Below are 16,414 nucleotides of genomic sequence, written 5' to 3' on the forward strand. Positions count from 1 at the left end.
GGGATCGGGGCACTTTTTTGTTCACGGTCTTTCTTCGGCCCCGCTGTCCCCGTCCTCTGCCGTTTCCTCCTCCAGCCATTCCGCCAGCAGCCCGCGCAGGTCGTCGACGCCCTGGTTCTTCAGCGCGGAGAAGGTCTGCAGCGAAGCCTCGATTCCGGCCTCTTCCAGGCGTGCGTGGGTGGCGTGCAGCTGGCGCTCGGCTTCCTGTCGCGAGATCTTGTCGGCCTTGGTCAGTACGCAGTGCAGCCGCCGGTTCGCGCCGGTCCATTCGAGCATCTGCCAGTCCAGGTCGGTCAGCGGACGGCGGATGTCCATGATCAGGACCAGCCCCGCCAGGCACTGGCGTCGGCGCAGATACCCGCCCAGCAGCCGGTCCCAGTGTTCGCGCTGTTTCGCGGAGACCTTCGCGTAGCCGTAGCCCGGCAGGTCGATCAGGCGCCAGTCCTCCGCCGGCGGCAGCGTAAAGATGTTGATTTCCTGGGTGCGACCCGGAGTGCGTCCCACCCGTGCGAGGGCCTTGCGCCCGCACAGACCGTTGAGGGCGCTGGACTTGCCGGCGTTGGAACGCCCGGCGAAAGCGATCTCGACCCCCTGGTCCGCGGGGAGCTGGTCGAGGCGGGAGACACCCCGGGAAAAGGCGGTTTCACGAAAACGAGGTTGCATGATCGAAATCATCCTGAGCTGAGCGGGACAGTGGGAAACTTTTGTGGGTTCCCTGGCGTTGTGCTATAAACTGCGCCCCAGATTTTGATCGCCCTTCTACACGGGGCACAAGGAACGGGTCGAGGCCCGGCACGCATATACAAGCAGGAGATTCTCCACCATGAACCACAAGCTTTCCGCTCTCTTTGCTGCCCTGTCCGTCTCCCTGATGCTCCCGCTCTCGGCGGCCCAGGCGGGCGATCCCCAGCGCGGTCAGGAACTCTCGCAGTCCTGCGCCGCCTGCCACCAGGCCGACGGCAACAGCACCAATCCCGAGTGGCCCAAGCTGGCCGGGCAGCACCCGAAGTACACGGCCAAGCAGCTGCGCGACTTCCAGGATGGCGAGCTCCGCCACGATAACCTGATGGCCGGAGAGGTCGCCGACCTCAGCGAGCAGGACATGAAGGACCTGGCGGCCTATTACGCCGAGCAGAGCATCACCACCGAGACCGCCGACGAGGACGTGGTCGCCCGCGGCGAGCAGATCTATCGCGGTGGCATCCCGTCGGAAGGCGTGGCCGCATGCATCGCCTGCCACGGCGCCCAGGGCCAGGGCAATCCGGAGGCCATGTTCCCCAAGGTCGCCGGTCAGCACGCGACCTACAGCCTGGATCAGCTGCAGCAGTTCCGTGACGGCGAACGTCGCAACGACAACGGCCAGATGATGCGCGGCATCGTCGGCAACATGTCGGATGAAGACATGGAAGCCGTGGCCCAGTACATGGCCGGCCTGCAGCCGAACTGAGCACGGTACGTACGGCCCGGGTGCGCAGCGGTGCTCCGGGTTCGTCCGGTTTACGAGGGGGCGGCTGTGGCCGCCCCCTCGTTGTTTCGGGTTCCGGAAAATGCACGGGCGGGAACCCGGATACCGGAATGAAGTCGGAAGGCGGGGCGTCTGTTCCCGCGCCCTCCACGCAGCGCCGGAACCCAGCGTCCGTGCGGAATGTCGTGGAAATTGAATTTCCGACCGCGTCCCGACACATTCGGGGCGATTAACGCAGGTTTGAACATGGCAGAATCCCATCAGCCCGCAGGGGCCTCCGAACGCAGCAACCGGACGGGCTCCGAGTCCTCGTCCGGCCGTCAGGCCCGGACCCCGCGCCGCAGCCGGATCATCGTCGAATTCCTGGGGTCGATGAACCTCGCGATCACCCTGCTGGTGGCCCTGGCCATCGCCTCGGTGATCGGCACCGTGCTGGTGCAGAACGAGCCGTACACCGAGTACCTGATCCAGTTCGGGCCCTTCTGGCACGAGATCTTCGCCGGGATGGGGCTCTACCAGGTGTATTCGGCGACCTGGTTCCTGCTGGTGGTGACCTTCCTGGTGGTTTCCACCGCCTTCTGTGTCTACCGCCAGACGCCGGGCATCCTCAAGGACCTGCGCCGCTACAACCTGCAGGTGAAGGAAAAGTCCCTGCGTTCCTTCCCGGCCAGCTCTACCGGCGATCTGGGGCAGTCGCAGGAGGATTTCCTCGCCCATGCCCGCCGGGTTCTGAAGGCCCAGGGTTTCCGGGCGCGGGAAAAGACGCGAGACGGCGAGACGGTCGTCGCCGCGATGAAGGGGCGCTGGAACCGCCTCGGCTACCTGCTGACGCACGTGGGGATCGTGGTGATCTGCGTGGGCGCGCTGCTCGACGGCCAGTTCCTGCTCAAGGTCAACGAGTGGATGGGCAACGTCGAGATCGAGACCCGCTCCATCCCCGAGTCGCAGGTGCCCGAGATCTCGCGCGTCCCGGTCAGCAACCCGTCGTTCCGCGGCAGCGTGGAAATCCCCGAGGGGGCCTCGGCCAACGTGGTCTTCCTGCCGGTACGCGAGGGGTATCTGGTGCAGGATCTGCCGTTCCGGGTCGAGCTGGAGGAATTCCGGATCGAACGCTTCTCCACCGGCGCGGAACAGTCCTACGAGAGCGACCTGGTCATCCATGATCCGGAGCGCGACGAACCCTTGCGCGCCACCATCAGCGTAAACGACCCGCTGATCTACAATGGCTATGCGATCTACCAGTCCAGCTTCGCCGACGGCGGTACGCGTCTCGAAATGGAGGCCATCCCGCTCGGCGCAGGCGCCCTGCGCGGCGTGGATTTTCCGGGCCGGATCTTTGACGAGATGGATATCCCGGCCCCCGGCGGCGAGGAGCTGACGATCGAGTTCATCGACTTTTCCGTGGTGAACACCCAGGCGCTGCTCAACGAGGAGGGCGAGGAAGAAAACGTGTTCCTCGGCCCGCGCGTGGATTTCCGCCTGGTGGACCGCACCGGCGCGGGACTCTATTACCGCAATTATCAGAATCCGATCCCGCAGGAAGGGGCGAAATATTTCCTCAGCGGTGTCCGCGAGAGTCCGGCCGAGGAATTTTCCTACCTGTTCATCCCGGCGGACGCGGATGACTCCCTGGATCGCTTCCGCACCTATCTGACCATGCTTCACGATGACGAGGTCCGCATGGCCGTCGCGCAGCAGGCCGCGCGGGGTTCGGAGGACATGATGGGCGGAGAAGAAGGGCGCCAGGCGATCGCGCGCACCGTCAGCATGCTCATGCAGACCTTCGCCGAAGGCGGTTACCCTGCGGTGGACGCCGAGATCGAGCAGCGCATCCCCGAAGGCCAGCGCGAGCAGCTCGGCGGCCTGCTGTTCCAGGTCCTGAACTCCGGGCTCCAGGGCCTGTACATGGAAGTCCTGGAGGAAGAAGGCGTGGTGGCGATCACCGAGGCGGAACAGCGCTGGCTGGAAGATGCCGTTTCGGCCATCAATGCCCTCAACTTCTACGGCTCGCCGTATTTCTTCCGCCTGGACGACTTCGACCATCGCGAGGCCTCGGGCCTGCAGATCGCGAAGGCACCGGGCGAAAGCACGGTGTACACCGGCAGCCTGATGCTGATCATCGGGATCTTCCTGATGTTCTACGTGTCCTACCAGCGTCTGTGGATCGTGGCACGTCCGAACGAGGACGGCAGCGGCACCCACGTGGTGATGGCGGGCACGAGCAACCGTCACCGGGTGGAATTCGAGAAGCGCTTCGCGCATCTTAAACGGTGGATCATCGAGCAGAAGAACGTTGGCGACGATGAATCGCCGGATTCTGCAACCAACAAGAACGACTAAGTCGCACGCAGTCGGAGGAGAGCGCCCCATGTCTGTACCCCACGAGGCCCTGGATTTCGAACGGCCCGGATTCTTCCGGCAGCTGCTTCTGCGGGACTGGGCCTACATGGCCCTGGTCCTGGCGGTGGCGGTCACGGCCTATGCCATGTACGGCCACATGATGGACCGCTACGACACCGGCGGCCTGATCCTCGCGGCCGGCATGAGCGCCTGGCTGGGCTGGTTCTGGCGGCCCTGGCAGCTGTTCTCCGTCATCGTGGCGGCGCTTTCGCTGTTCGGGGTCTGGCTGTACGGGGATGATCTGGCGCGCGGCGAGAGCGTGTTCTGGCTCAACTACATCGGTTCCGGCCAGGCCGGGGTGATGTGGATGAGCGTGATGGTCTACCTCTCCACGGTTGCCTATGCCGTGGGCCTGTTCTCGCGTTCCGACTTCCCCTATCGCGTTGGCGGGGCCTTCGCCTGGATCGCGGCGGGCGCGGGCCTGATGGCCCTGATGGTGCGCTGGCGCGAGATCTATCTGCACGATCCGAGCTGGGGCTACATCCCGGTCGCCAACCTTTACGAGGTGTTCGTGCTGATGGTGGCCATGATCGCGCTGATGTACCTGTACTACGAACAGCGTACCGGCCAGCGGGGCATGGGTGCCTTCGTGATGCTGGTGGTTGCGGCCTCCACCACCTTCCTGCTGTGGTACATGTTCGATCGTGACGCCCACATGGTCGAACCGCTGGTGCCGGCGCTCAACAGCTGGTGGATGAAGATCCACGTGCCCACCAACTTCGTCGGCTACGGCGGATTCGCGATCGCGGCGATGCTGGGCGTGGCCTATCTGGTGCGCCACCGCATGGAACGCACCCGTCCCGACTCCCGTGTGCTGGCCCGCATCCCGAGCAAGGATGCGCTGGACGGGGTGATGTACAAGGCCATCGCCATCGGCTTCGCGTTCTTCACCATCGCCACCGTGCTGGGCGCCATGTGGGCGGCCGAGGCCTGGGGCGGCTACTGGACCTGGGACCCGAAGGAAACGTGGAGCCTGATCCTGTGGCTGACCTACGCGGCCTGGCTGCACATGCGCTTCACCAAGGGCTGGCGCGGTCCGGGCATGGCCTGGTGGGCGGTCATCGGTCTGTTCGTGACCACCTTTACCTTCCTGGGCGTGAATATGTTCCTGTCCGGTCTGCATTCCTACGGAGAACTGTAAATGAAGCGTCGTCAGTTTCTTGGAACTCTGGCCGGTACGGGCGCCCTGCTGGCGTCCGGCCGCCTGCTGGCCGACTTCGCCGAGGGGCGCAACTTCATGCGCCTGGACTCGCCCGTCGATTACGGTCTGGACGAAGGACGGATCAAGGTCGTCGAGGCCTTCTGGTACGGCTGCCCGCACTGCTACTCGTTCGAGCCGCTGGTACAGGAGTGGAAAGCCGAACTGTCCGATGACATCGAATTCGAGTACATGCCGGCCCCGCTGAACGATGTCTGGGCCCTGCACGCGCGGGTCTACTACGCGGCGGAGCAACTGGGCATCGTGGATGCCATCCATCAGCCCTTCTACGACGCCATTCACGAGCAGGGGCGCGAGATGCGCTCGGAGAGCGCGATCCTGCGATTCGTCAACCAGATGGATCAGGATGCCGACGCCTTCCGCGAGGCGATGCGTTCGGAAGACGTGGCGCGCCAGGTCGGCCGCTCCGCCGAGCGTGTGCGCGAGTATCGTCTGGAAGGCGTCCCGTCGATGGTGGTCAACGGCGAATCCGTGGTTTCGGCCAGCATGACCACCAGTCACGAGCAGATGCTGGAGATCGCCGATCATCTGATCGCCGAGGCCCGGGGCTGAGCGCCCCGGCCCGACCCTCGAGGGAACGCATGTCCGATCCGTCGCCGACCACCGCACGGCGCCTGGTACAGTGTCTGGAGCAGGAAGGGGTCGAACGGGTCTTCGGCCTGCCCGGCGAGGAGAACATGGCGGTCCTCGATGCCCTCGAGGACTCGCCGATCGAGTTCGTCACCACCCGCCACGAGCAGGGCGCGGCCTTCATGGCCGATGTCCACGGCCGCCTGTCCGGCCGGGCCGGGGTCTGCATGGCAACCCTGGGGCCGGGCGCGACCAACCTGATCACCGGCGTGGCGGATGCCAACATGGACCACGCGCCGCTGGTGGCCATCGCCGGCCAGGCCAGCACCCACCGGTTGCACAAGGAATCCCACCAGGTCCTGGACCTCAAGGGGCTGTTCGGTCCGGTCACCAAATACGCCTCCAGTGTGGTGGAGCCCGAGATCCTGCCCGAGGTCCTGCGCAAGGCCTTCAAGTGGGCCGAGGGCGGCAAGCCGGGGGCCAGTTTCATCGAGCTGCCGGAAAACGTGGCATCCCAGCCCTGCCCGGTGGCGCCGCTGCCGGTCCACTCGGGGGCGCCGGCGGTGCCCGCAGAGGCGTCGCTGGCGGCGGCAGCACGGTTGCTGGAGCAAGCCCGGCATCCCCTGATCCTGGCCGGTAACGGCGTGATCCGTTCGGGCGCCAGCGAGGCCCTGGCGCATTTCGCCGGGACCCTCAACATCCCGGTGGCCAACACCTTCATGGCCAAGGGCGTGTTGCCGTTCCGCCACCCGCTGGCGCTGGGCAGCGTGGGGCTGCAGAGCCGCGACTACGTGCACTTCGGCTTCGACAAGGCGGACGTGGTCCTGTGTATCGGCTACGACCTGGTCGAATACCCGCCGTCACTGTGGCATCCGGAGGGTGACTGCACCCTGATCCACGTGGATGCCTCGCCGGCGGAGATCGACGGCCACTACGACATCCAGGCCGAGGTAATCGGCGATCTGGAAACCTGTCTGCGGGATCTCGCGGAGCGGGTCAGCCCGCGCGAGGAGACCGTGCTGCGGCCCCTGCGCCAGTTGCTGATCGACGACATGAACGAGCACCGGGATGACACCGGTGTCCCGATGAAGCCGCAGAAGATCATCTGGGATCTGCGCACCGCCGCCGCGCTGGATGCCGTCGTGATCACCGACGTGGGTGCCCACAAGCTGTGGATGGCCCGCATGTTCCGCTGCGAGCAGCCCAACACCTGTCTGATCTCCAACGGGTTCGCGAGCATGGGCATCGCCGTGCCGGGGGCGGTGGCGGCCGCCGCGCTGGACCCCGGCCGCCAGGTCGTGGCGGTCACCGGAGACGCCGGCTTCCTGATGAACGTGCAGGAACTGGAGACCGCCGTGCGCCTGGGCCAGAGTTTCGTGGTGCTGGTGTGGAATGACAGCGCCTACGGCCTGATTGAATGGAAGCAGGTGCGCGAATATGGCCGCAAGGCCTCGGTGGACTTCGGCAACCCCGATTTCGTCGCCCTTGCCCGGTCGTTCGGGGCCCAAGGGATGCGCATCGAGCCCGGCGACAGTCTGGAACAGGCCCTGCGTTCCGCCCTGGCGCGCCCCGGAGTCACCGTCATCGACTGTCCGGTCGACTATTCTGAAAATCTCAAGCTCACGGAACGCCTGGGGGATCTCGTCTGTCCCTTCTGAACAGGAGTCCCGTGAGGGATGACGGGCAGGAAGGATGACACCATGACGGAAAACGGCGCGTCCGCGGAGCCTGGTGAACCCGCCCGTGGTCTGGTCTGGCAGCCGGAGGCTGCGGGCCAGCGATTGCGTCTGCTGAGTTTCAATGCCCAGGTGGGCATCCATTCATCGCGCCTGCATCACTACGTCACCAACAGCTGGAAGCATGTGCTGCCGTACGGCGGGCGCATGACCAACCTGGAGCGCGTGGCCCGCTTCATCCGCGACTTCGACATTGTCGGCGTGCAGGAGCTGGATGGCGGCAGCCTGCGCTCGCGCTTCGTCGATCTGTCCAACTGGCTGTCGGACCGCGCCGACTTCCCCCACACCTATACCCGCATCAACCGCGATCTGGGCCAGATCGCCAAGCATTCGCTGGCGTTGTTCTCGCGCGTGGAGCCGGCGCGTGTGGAGATGCACAGCCTGCCCGGACCGCTGCCCGGACGCGGTGCGGTGGAAGCCCGCTATGCGCTGGCCAACGGGGAGGAACTGGTGCTGTTCCTGCTGCACCTCGCGCTGAGTCGGCGCGCCCGCCGCCAGCAGCTGGACTATGTTGCCGAACGCATCGCGGATCAGCCGCACGCGGTGGTGATGGGCGATCTCAACTGCCAGCAGGACAGCCCCGAGATCCGCCGTCTGGTCGCGCGTACCGGGCTGATGGAACCCATGGCCTGCCCCGCCACCTATCCCGCCTGGGACCCGCAGCGGGTGTTCGATCACATCCTGCTGACCCCGGACCTGCACGTGTCCGACATGCGGGTCTACAACGTTGCGCTGTCCGATCATCTGCCCGTGGGTGTCGAGATCCAGCTCCCCGCGAGCGAACGTCTGGCCGCCGGGACCGCTCCCGCCTGACCGGTCCGCGCGCCGCATTTCCGGGGTTCGGCGGTGGCATTCAGGTCGCCCATCAGCTGTAATGGGCGCCCGTACAGGGGAGAGCCATGGCCGACAACGACCTGCGCAAGAACGTCATCGAACTGGAGTCGGCGCTCAATGCCGAGCGCGAGCGCATGCGTTCGCTCCGGCGCGTGGCCCTGCGCGCCCTGGCCGTCCTGTCGGCCCGCGAGCCTGATCTCGAGGGCGCGGTGCATGACCTGACGCGCACCATCGAAGACAACCCCGAGGATACCCGGGCCCTTGATCGCATGAGTGCCCGGCTGGCGGACACCATCCGCCAGCAGGACCAGCGCGAGGACCTGGAAGCCGGTTTGCTGGCCGCGCTGGAGAGCGGGTTGCAGGGCTTCACGTTTCTGGCCGAAGACCTCGCAAAGGTCCATCAGGCCGCCGAACGCGGAGACGCGGACCTGACGCGCCGAAGTCTCGCGCGGGTGTTCTCCGCGTTGCAGGAGAACTGCGGCCAGGCGCTGGCCGAGCGCGAGCAGCTCTCGGAGGTGATGGGCGAGATCCGTTCGCGCCTGAATGACGTGGATTCGGCCCTGTCGGCCGCCCACGACCACTCGGAACGCACGCGGACGTCCATCCGCGAGCTGCACGAGAACATCTCCGGGGATGTCAGCAGCATCAAGGGCCGCGTGGTCGACATCACCGACATCGACACCATGCGCCGCGAGGTCGTTGAGGGCCTCGACCGGGTCGCCGACCGGGTCCGCGATTTCCGCGATACCCGCGAGGCCGAACTGCTGGCAGCCCTGGAGCGCAACCGGGCCCTGCGTGCGCGCAGCCAGGAGCTGGAGAACCAGGTCGCCGGGCTGCATGACCGACTGTCCCGGGCGCGGGACGAGGCCACCCGCGACAAGCTGACGGGGCTCCTCAACCGGCACGCCTTCGACCAGCGGATGGCCGCCTTCCCGGCCGATGCCGGGCCGGCCTCTCTGATCGTCTGGGACATCGATCATTTCAAGCGTATCAACGACGAATACGGTCATACCTCGGGCGACCGCATCCTCAAGGCCGTCGCCGAGGTGCTGGCCGAACGCGTCAGTGAGCCCGACTTCGTCGCCCGTTACGGCGGCGAGGAGTTCGTGATGGTGATGCATCAGCCGCTGGAGGCCGCCCGCGAACAGGCCGACCAGCTGCGTCGCGAAGTGGCCGCCATCGTGGTCAGGGCCGGCAGCAAGCGCCTCAAGGTCACCATCTCCGGCGGCATGACGGAGCTGCGTGCCGAGGCGCCCGAGGGTACCGCCTTCGAGCTGGCCGACAAGGCTCTGCTGGCCGCGAAACGCCAGGGCCGTGACCGTATCGTCGCCGTTGCGCCGGTCTGAGCGGAGGGTTCGAGAATGCCGGAAGCATCCGACGTGATCTTTGGTGAAGTCCTGTTCGACCGTTTTCCGGACGGCCGTGAAGTCCTGGGCGGAGCCCCGTTCAACGTCGCCTGGAACCTGCACCAGCTGGGGGAACCCGTGCTGTTCGTCGGTGGTGTGGGAAACGACGCCGCCGGGGGACGCGTGCGCGAGGCCATGCGCGAGGTCGGCCTGGCGGAAGACGCACTGTATACGCACCCACAGGCCCCCACCGGCGCGGTGCAGGTGACGGTGGAGGACGGCGAGCCCGCCTATCACATCCTGCCCGACCAGGCCTATGACGACCTGCCCGCGACGGTCGATCCCGCGGTGCCAGCCCGCATCCCGCTGCTCTATCACGGCACGCTGGCCCTGCGCAGCGGCAACCGCGAGCTGCTGGCGGCCCTGCGCCGGCGCTGCGAACGCCGCTTCGTCGACGCCAACCTGCGCGAGCCCTGGTACGACCCGCAGGACGTGCGCGACCTGCTCCGGGGTGCCGATGTGGTCAAGCTGAACGCCGACGAGCTGGCCACGCTGTTCCCGGACACCCCGGGGGCGGAGCGCGCCGATCACTGCCTGCAGGCCTGCGACATCCAGTCCGCGCTGATCGTCACCCTGGGCGCCGACGGCGCCGAGATCCATCCGCGCGCCGGTCAGCCCGTGCGCGCCCGCGCCCCGGTGGTAGAGGGCATGCAGGACGCGGTAGGCGCTGGCGACGCCTTCGCCAGCGTCGCCATCCTGGGCCTGCGCCGCGGCTGGGGCTGGGAAGGCACCCTGCACCGTGCCCTCGAATTCGCCGCCCGCGTGTGCACCCTGCAGGGGGCCACCACCACCGACCCCGGGTTCTACCGCAGCGCGGTGGCGGCCTGGACTTAGTCCATGGTGGGACGCGTGCCGAGGATGGCCCCGAGGCCGCGATAATGCGTCAGCAGCTCGCGACCGCTGGCCGTCAGCTCGGGGGTGGCCTCGAGTCCGAAGTCGCCGGCCACGCGCCGGATCTGTTCGTGGCCCGCTGCCGGCTCTTCGATGATGCGCCACAGCAGACGCGCGCCCAGTGGGTTCAGCTCGGCGAAGCGGATGCGATCATCCGGCGCGCGACAGGCGAGCAGCAGGGTGGGTGAATCGCCCGGCGCCTGCGGGCGAAACTCCGGCCCGATGCGATGGACCGGGAAGCCGTAGGCCAGCAGGCGGGCCGCGGGCGAGAACACCGGGATGTCGGCCAGCACGTCGCCTTCGGGGTCGCAGGCTTCGGCCGGCCCCTCGTCGGCGTAGAACAGCTCGGTCTCCACGCGCTCGTAGTGGGCCAGCTCCGCGAGGAACGGCGGGTCGCCGGCGGCAGCCGGGCGTCCGTCGGTCAGATAGCTCACGAATTCGTTGCCCAGCTGCGGAAAATACGGCGTATGGCACCCGTGGTCGCGATAGAAATCGCGCACCAGCGCCAGCCACGGGTCTTCCGTCAGCGTCCTGCGCAGCACCGGAAAGCCGCGCCCCAGCAGGCCCGCGACATTGTTGATGAACAGTCGGCGGTAGATCGCCAGTCGGCGGTCCTCCAGCCCCTCCGGCGGCGGGTATCGTTCCGGATCGCGCAGGTGGCGGGCGAAGGCCTCCTGGAGCGCCCGGGCGTCCGTGTCAGGCATGTTCCACCCCGGAAAGCCGGTCCTGCCGCGGCACCGCTTGTTGCAACCGCCGGATGGCCTCGACTTCCGCCAGCAGTTCCTCCAGCGGCGGCAGGTTGAAATCCCGCTCCAGCAGGGTCGGTACCGGTCCCAGGCGGTCGAAGGCACGTGCCAGCAGGGCCCAGGCTTCCTCTCCCACCGCCTGGCCGTGGGTGTCGACCTTGAGGTCCGGGGCTTCGTCGTCGTGCCCGGCGATGTGGATGTAGCGCACCCGCTCCAGCGGCAGCGAATCGAGGAAGGTCGCGGCGTCATAGCCGTGGTTCACGCTGTTGACCACGATGTTGTTCACATCCAGCAGGAGATCGCAGTCGGCCTCCTCCAGCACGGCGCGGATGAACGTCGCTTCGTCGAGGTCGGTCCACAGGGGCGTGTAGTAGGACACGTTCTCCAGGGCCATACGCCGACCGAGCACATCCTGAACCGTCCGCACGCGGTCCGCCACGTGGTGCACGGCCTCTTCGGTGAACGGCAGTGGCATCAGGTCGTAGAGATGGCCCGAGCCGTCGCCGCAGGCCGACAGGTGTTCGCTGTAGTCGTCGATGCCATGGGTGTCGAGGAAGCGCCGCAGTGCTGCCAGGAATTCCCGGTCGAGGGGGCGCGGTCCGCCAATGTCCAGGGACAGGCCGTGACAGGCGAACGGGTGTGCTTCGGTATATTCGCGGAAGATCCGGCCCAGACGCCCGCTCAGGTGCATCCAGTTTTCCGGCGCGGCCTCGAAGAATCCCGGGGAGTCGCTCGCCTCCGGCGCTTCGGCCAGCGGGGCCAGGAGGCCCCGCCGCAGGCCGAGCCCGGCGCCGCTGACGCGGGCCGGGCAGACCGGGGCGATCCGTTCAGCCGCCACAGGTCCCCTCCCCGCAGGCGCCTTCCGAATCCTTGTCGTCGGGTTCGCCCGAACCGCCGCAGGTCCCTTCGCCGCAGGCGCCTTCGCTGTCCTTGTCGCCGTCGTCGCTGGCCCCGCAGGTGCCTTCCCCGCAGGCCCCCTCGGCGAGCTGGGTGTACCCGCCGGCCTGCTGATAGCCGTGATCCAGATCGGCCGAGGCGAACGCGGGCGTGGTGGACATGGCCAGACCGACTGCGGCGGCGCCGGCTGCACCGGCCAGGGATTTCATGGAGAACAGTTCGTCTTTCATGGTGTTTTCCTCTCGATGGCGGGTCAGGGACCCTCGATGGTTATAGCCGCTCGCGGCGGCTTTCGCTCTCATCCGCGGTGCATGAACCGGCGGCGGATGTAGTGATCAAGACTCAGATAGCGGCCGGCTCCGATGAAGAACAGCGCCAGCAGCATCACGAAATACGTCGCGGCCATCTCGATGCCGTTGTTGACGATCGCGAAGTTGCCGGCCTCGGTGAGCCAGTCGTAGTTGCCGTGTTCCTGCAGGATCGATTTCGCGCGGTCGAGGCGCTGCTGTGCCTCGGCGATCCCGTCGCAGTTGAACAGGCACATCATCGGGTCGGAGATGCGCTGCCAGCCGTGCTCCAGATGGGTGGTGACGGCCGCCACCACCATCGTGATCATCAGCGGGATGGTGGCCCAGCGGGTGGCCAGGCCCAGCAGCAGGGCGATCGCACCGAGGATCTCGGCGTAGGCGGACAGCAGGACCATCAGGTACGGGAACGGCATCCCCAGCCCCCAGTCCGGGTTGCCGAACCACATCACCACCTGTTCCGACGGAAGCAGGCCGTCCAGCTTGTTGGTCCCGGCCATCCAGAAAACGGGCGCCAGATAGAGCCGCAGAAGCAGCGGGGCCAGGAAGTCGGCCGCGCGGGTGGTGTCCAGTGCCCGCTGGGCGCCGATGGCCAGGGTCCGTATCGTTTCCATGTGGGTCTCTCCCTGCGTTGATCCGTTGCGTGCAGTCTGGATCGCTGCCGTGGAAACCGGGAGATCCACGGAGCCGGGGTTTATGCTCGATCGTCCGGAACCGGCATCCGTGGTTCCCCTGACGGTTTCTGCGCGACTGTCGGGTTAGGCTGGGCCTGTGTGCAGCAAATCCGGAGCAACCCGCCATGGACCCGATGCCCGTCGACGATGTGCTCTCCACCGTGCTGGCCGCGTACAACCTGCGGGCGCGGATCGACACCAACCCCCGCCTGTGCGGCGAGTGGCAGCTGGGCACCTCGGGGACGGGGAACGCAAGCTTCCATCTGGTGGGCGAAGGCGGCTGTTACCTGCACATGGTGGATGCCCCGGTGCGGCGTCTGGAGGCCGGGGATCTGCTGTTGCTGCCCCATGATGACTGGCACCTGCTGTCCAGCCGCGACTCCTGGGAGGAACCCGCCAACCACCTGAACCTGGTGACCGGCGAGGACCCGGAGCATGCCGCGGTCACGCAGCTTTTGTGCGGCCATTTCGAATTCGATTCCGGCCGCCGCAACCCGGTGCTGTCCGGCTTGCCCGGCTGCGCCATCATTCGCCACGCCGAGGCGGGGGAGCGGCTCGGGCACCTGGCGCGGCTGATGTTCATCGAACTGATGGAGCGCCCGCCCGGCTATCGCCCCGTGCTGGATCGCCTCGCCGACACCCTGTTCGTGATGGCCGTCCGCCACCACGTCTGCCGCGTCGGGGAGCCGCCGGCCGGGTCCCTGATGGCGGCCCTGGCCGACGAGCGGATCCGGCGTGCGCTGGATGCGCTGCACGCCCGCCCCGAGGCGGCCTGGACGCTGGAGGGTCTGGCCGGCGAGGCCGCGATGTCACGCAGCAGTTTTGCCGAGCGCTTTCACGCGCTGGTGGGCCAGTCCCCCATCGAATACCTGACGCAGTGGCGGATGGTGCTCGCCGAACGCCTGCTGCGGGATGGTCGGGAATCCGTCGCCGGGGTCATGGAGCAGGTGGGGTATGCCTCCGAGCCTGCGTTTCGCAAGGCGTTCAAGCGGGTCCACGGCTTCGGCCCCGGTCGCTTGCGCCAGTGGATGCGCCGTCTCGGGAGATACTGACGGGTCTGCGTGCACGGGGGCTCGCGTGACGAGAGCGGCGCGCAGCACCTGCTGGTCGGGGGGTGCCGCTACGACTTTTAGTCGTCGTGGGTGCCCCGCGACTCCTGTGGCGCGGGGCCCGACAGCTGGCGGAGGGTGGCGGGCAGCTGTTCGGCCGGGACCGGCCGGGAGAACAGGAAGCCCTGGGCCGAGGTGCAGCCGAAGCCGCGCAGGGTGTCGGCCTGCGCCGGGGTTTCCACGCCCTCGGCCAGGACCTCCAGGCCCAGGCGGCACCCCAGGGTGCAGATCGCCTCGGCGATCGCGGCGTCCGATGCCGAATCGGGCAGCGATTTCACGAACACGCGATCCACCTTGAGGGTGTCGAACGGCAGGTCGCGCAGGTAGCCGAGAGAGGAATAACCGGTGCCGAAATCGTCCATCGCCAGGCGCACCCCCAGCTCCTGCATGGCCTGGAGGAACGCCGGGGCCTCGCCGCGTCGGTCCATGGCGACGCTCTCGGTGATCTCCGCCTGCAGGCAGTGCGGGGGCAGGCCGCTTTTTTCCAGTGCCCCGGACACCTGGGCGGCGACGGTGCTGCGGCCGATCTGTGCGGGGGAGATGTTGACCGCCACGTGGCCGAAGTCCACGCCATTGTCCCGCCACTCCCGTGCCTGACGACAGGCCTTCTGCAGGACCTGTTCGCCAAGCGCGGCGATGAGCCCGCTCTGTTCGGCCACCGGAATGAAGCGATCCGGCGGGATCAGGCCGGATTCCGGATGCTGCCAGCGGACCAGCGCTTCCACTCCGATGATCCGGCCGTCAGCAAGGCTGACCTGTGGCTGGTAGTGGAGGACCAGCTCATCGGCGTCGAGCGCCTCGCGCAGCCGCCCGGTCAGCCGCACGCGATCGGTTGCGAGAGTGGTCTGTTCGCGGGAATAGCCCCGCCAGGCGTTGCCGCCGGCCGCCTTGGCCTCGTGCACGGCTGCGGCGGCATTGCGCATCAGCGATTCGACATCGTGGCCATCCCGCGGGCTGCAGGCGATGCCCACGCTGGTGGTCAGGAACAGGGTTTCGCCGTCCAGCTCAAGGGTCTGCGCGACCTGGCGCAGCAGGGCCTCGGCCAGCAGCATCGCGCGTTCCTCTCCATCTACCATGATCGCGAATTCGTCCCCGCCCAGTCGCGCCAGGGTCTCCGTGGGGCGGATCAGGGAGTACAGACGTTCGCCCATGGCCCGCAGCAGCCGGTCGCCGAACCGGTGACCGAGGCTCTCGTTGACGTGCTTGAAGCCATCCAGCCCGATGTGCAGTACGGCCGCTCCGTCGCCTCGTCGGCCCTGAGCCGCCAGCACCTGTTCCAGGCGGGTGCGAAACAGCAGGCGGTTGGGCAGGTCAGTGACCGGGTCGCGGTGGACCAGGCGTTCGATGCGTTCCTGCGAGGCGCGCAGATCGGTGAGGTCGGAGAAGACCGCGACATAGTGGCGGACCCGGCCCTGCGGGTCCCGAACGACGTTGATGCGGGTCCACTGGGGGTAGACGCTGCCGTCGCGGCGGCGGTTGACGAGTTCCCCGTTCCACTCGCCGACCGTTTCCAGCTCCTCCCGCATTTCGCGGTAGAAGGCTGCATCCTGCCGGCCGGATTTCAGGAAGCTCGGGGTCCGGCCGAGGACTTCATCCTCCGGATATCCGGTGATCTGGGTGAACGCCCGGTTGACGGCCTCGATGTGCTCGTCCCCGTCGGTGATGAGGACGCCGTCGCTGGTGGCATTGAAGACGGTGGCTTCCAGACGCGCGCGGGCATCGTTGCGTTCGCGCTCGGTACGCAGGGCCTGTTCCACGCGCCGCCGCGCCGAAATGTCGCGCATGACGCCGACCGCATGCCACTCCCCGTCCAGCCACAGGGCCGAGACCGACAGCTCCACGGGTACCCGATGGCCGTCCGCGTGCACCGCCTCCAGTTCGTGCACCCGTCCCACCACGGGGCCGGTGCCGGTGCGGCGGAACCCTTCGTAACCCGCGCGGATCGCGTCCATGTGTTCCGCCGGTGCGAGCGTTTCGTGCAGCGGCCGCCCCAGCAGGGCCCGGGGCTCATAACCCAGTACACGCTTCAGCGCGGCGTTGACGTACTCGATCCGCCCGTCGCTGTCGAGCAGGACGAACACCTCCTGAGTGGTGTCCGCGATCGCCTGCAGGCGCAGGGCATAGGTATCCCCGGTGTCTTCGCTCACGGTGTTCCTTCGGGC

General features: G+C 67.4%; 15 protein-coding genes. 9 read left to right on the plus strand and 6 right to left on the minus strand.

Annotated features, from left to right (window positions below):
- Nucleotides 1-21: 21 nt before the first annotated feature.
- The gene (gene yihA / locus C998_RS0100765; RefSeq protein WP_018868931.1) at nucleotides 22-663 is read right to left on the minus strand and encodes a ribosome biogenesis GTP-binding protein YihA/YsxC; all 642 of its coding nucleotides are present in this window, start codon (nucleotides 661-663) and stop codon (nucleotides 22-24) included.
- A gap of 160 nt (nucleotides 664-823) precedes the next feature.
- Here yihA and C998_RS0100770 point away from each other — a divergent pair, with 160 nt between their 5' ends.
- The 8 genes from C998_RS0100770 (at nucleotide 824) to C998_RS0100805 (ending at nucleotide 10,464) form a co-directional block, all read left to right on the plus strand.
- Nucleotides 824-1,447 carry a cytochrome c gene (locus C998_RS0100770; protein ID WP_018868932.1) on the plus strand — a complete coding sequence of 208 codons (624 nt, stop codon included), beginning with the start codon at nucleotides 824-826 and terminating at the stop codon, nucleotides 1,445-1,447.
- Between the two features lie 264 nt (nucleotides 1,448-1,711).
- Complete coding sequence (locus C998_RS0100775; RefSeq protein ID WP_018868933.1) at nucleotides 1,712-3,805, plus strand: cytochrome c biogenesis protein ResB; 2,094 nt, start codon at nucleotides 1,712-1,714, stop codon at nucleotides 3,803-3,805.
- A 28-nt stretch (nucleotides 3,806-3,833) separates the two neighbouring features.
- A complete protein-coding gene (ccsB, locus tag C998_RS0100780; protein WP_018868934.1) occupies nucleotides 3,834-5,006 on the plus strand; it encodes a c-type cytochrome biogenesis protein CcsB in 1,173 nt (390 codons plus the stop codon).
- Nucleotides 5,007-5,636 (plus strand): thiol:disulfide interchange protein DsbA/DsbL, encoded by a 630-nt coding sequence (locus C998_RS0100785; protein WP_018868935.1) that lies wholly within the window; start codon nucleotides 5,007-5,009, stop codon nucleotides 5,634-5,636. It abuts the gene before it with no gap.
- Nucleotides 5,637-5,665: 29 nt separating this feature from the next.
- Nucleotides 5,666-7,312, plus strand: coding sequence for an acetolactate synthase large subunit (locus C998_RS0100790; protein WP_018868936.1), 1,647 nt, complete (start codon nucleotides 5,666-5,668; stop codon nucleotides 7,310-7,312).
- A gap of 42 nt (nucleotides 7,313-7,354) precedes the next feature.
- Nucleotides 7,355-8,203: an endonuclease/exonuclease/phosphatase family protein gene (locus C998_RS0100795; protein WP_026279410.1), complete on the plus strand. Its 849-nt coding sequence runs from the start codon at nucleotides 7,355-7,357 to the stop codon at nucleotides 8,201-8,203.
- An 86-nt stretch (nucleotides 8,204-8,289) separates the two neighbouring features.
- Nucleotides 8,290-9,570, plus strand: a complete 1,281-nt coding sequence (locus C998_RS0100800) for a GGDEF domain-containing protein (RefSeq protein ID WP_018868938.1) — start codon at nucleotides 8,290-8,292, stop codon at nucleotides 9,568-9,570.
- Nucleotides 9,571-9,585: 15 nt separating this feature from the next.
- Nucleotides 9,586-10,464 carry a PfkB family carbohydrate kinase gene (locus tag C998_RS0100805; protein WP_018868939.1) on the plus strand — a complete coding sequence of 293 codons (879 nt, stop codon included), beginning with the start codon at nucleotides 9,586-9,588 and terminating at the stop codon, nucleotides 10,462-10,464.
- Here C998_RS0100805 and C998_RS0100810 read toward each other — a convergent pair.
- From C998_RS0100810 to C998_RS0100825, 4 genes are all read right to left on the minus strand, one after another.
- The gene (locus C998_RS0100810) at nucleotides 10,461-11,225 is read right to left on the minus strand and encodes a DUF2063 domain-containing protein (protein ID WP_018868940.1); all 765 of its coding nucleotides are present in this window, start codon (nucleotides 11,223-11,225) and stop codon (nucleotides 10,461-10,463) included. The genes C998_RS0100805 and C998_RS0100810 overlap by 4 nt on opposite strands.
- Complete coding sequence (locus tag C998_RS0100815) at nucleotides 11,218-12,105, minus strand: DUF692 domain-containing protein (protein WP_018868941.1); 888 nt, start codon at nucleotides 12,103-12,105, stop codon at nucleotides 11,218-11,220. Before C998_RS0100815 ends, C998_RS0100810 begins: the two co-directional genes overlap by 8 nt.
- Nucleotides 12,095-12,394, minus strand: coding sequence for a hypothetical protein (locus C998_RS0100820; RefSeq protein ID WP_018868942.1), 300 nt, complete (start codon nucleotides 12,392-12,394; stop codon nucleotides 12,095-12,097). Before C998_RS0100820 ends, C998_RS0100815 begins: the two co-directional genes overlap by 11 nt.
- Before the next feature lie 68 nt (nucleotides 12,395-12,462).
- The gene (locus C998_RS0100825; protein WP_018868943.1) at nucleotides 12,463-13,083 is read right to left on the minus strand and encodes a DoxX family protein; all 621 of its coding nucleotides are present in this window, start codon (nucleotides 13,081-13,083) and stop codon (nucleotides 12,463-12,465) included.
- A gap of 185 nt (nucleotides 13,084-13,268) precedes the next feature.
- Between C998_RS0100825 and C998_RS0100830 the strand changes: the two genes are divergently transcribed.
- Nucleotides 13,269-14,195 carry an AraC family transcriptional regulator gene (locus tag C998_RS0100830; RefSeq protein ID WP_018868944.1) on the plus strand — a complete coding sequence of 309 codons (927 nt, stop codon included), beginning with the start codon at nucleotides 13,269-13,271 and terminating at the stop codon, nucleotides 14,193-14,195.
- Nucleotides 14,196-14,272: 77 nt separating this feature from the next.
- Here C998_RS0100830 and C998_RS0100835 read toward each other — a convergent pair whose 3' ends face one another.
- Nucleotides 14,273-16,399: a bifunctional diguanylate cyclase/phosphodiesterase gene (locus C998_RS0100835; RefSeq protein WP_018868945.1), complete on the minus strand. Its 2,127-nt coding sequence runs from the start codon at nucleotides 16,397-16,399 to the stop codon at nucleotides 14,273-14,275.
- Nucleotides 16,400-16,414: the final 15 nt, after the last annotated feature.

This window comes from Thioalkalivibrio sp. ALgr3 (assembly GCF_000377325.1).
Taxonomy (GTDB): domain Bacteria; phylum Pseudomonadota; class Gammaproteobacteria; order Ectothiorhodospirales; family Ectothiorhodospiraceae; genus Thioalkalivibrio.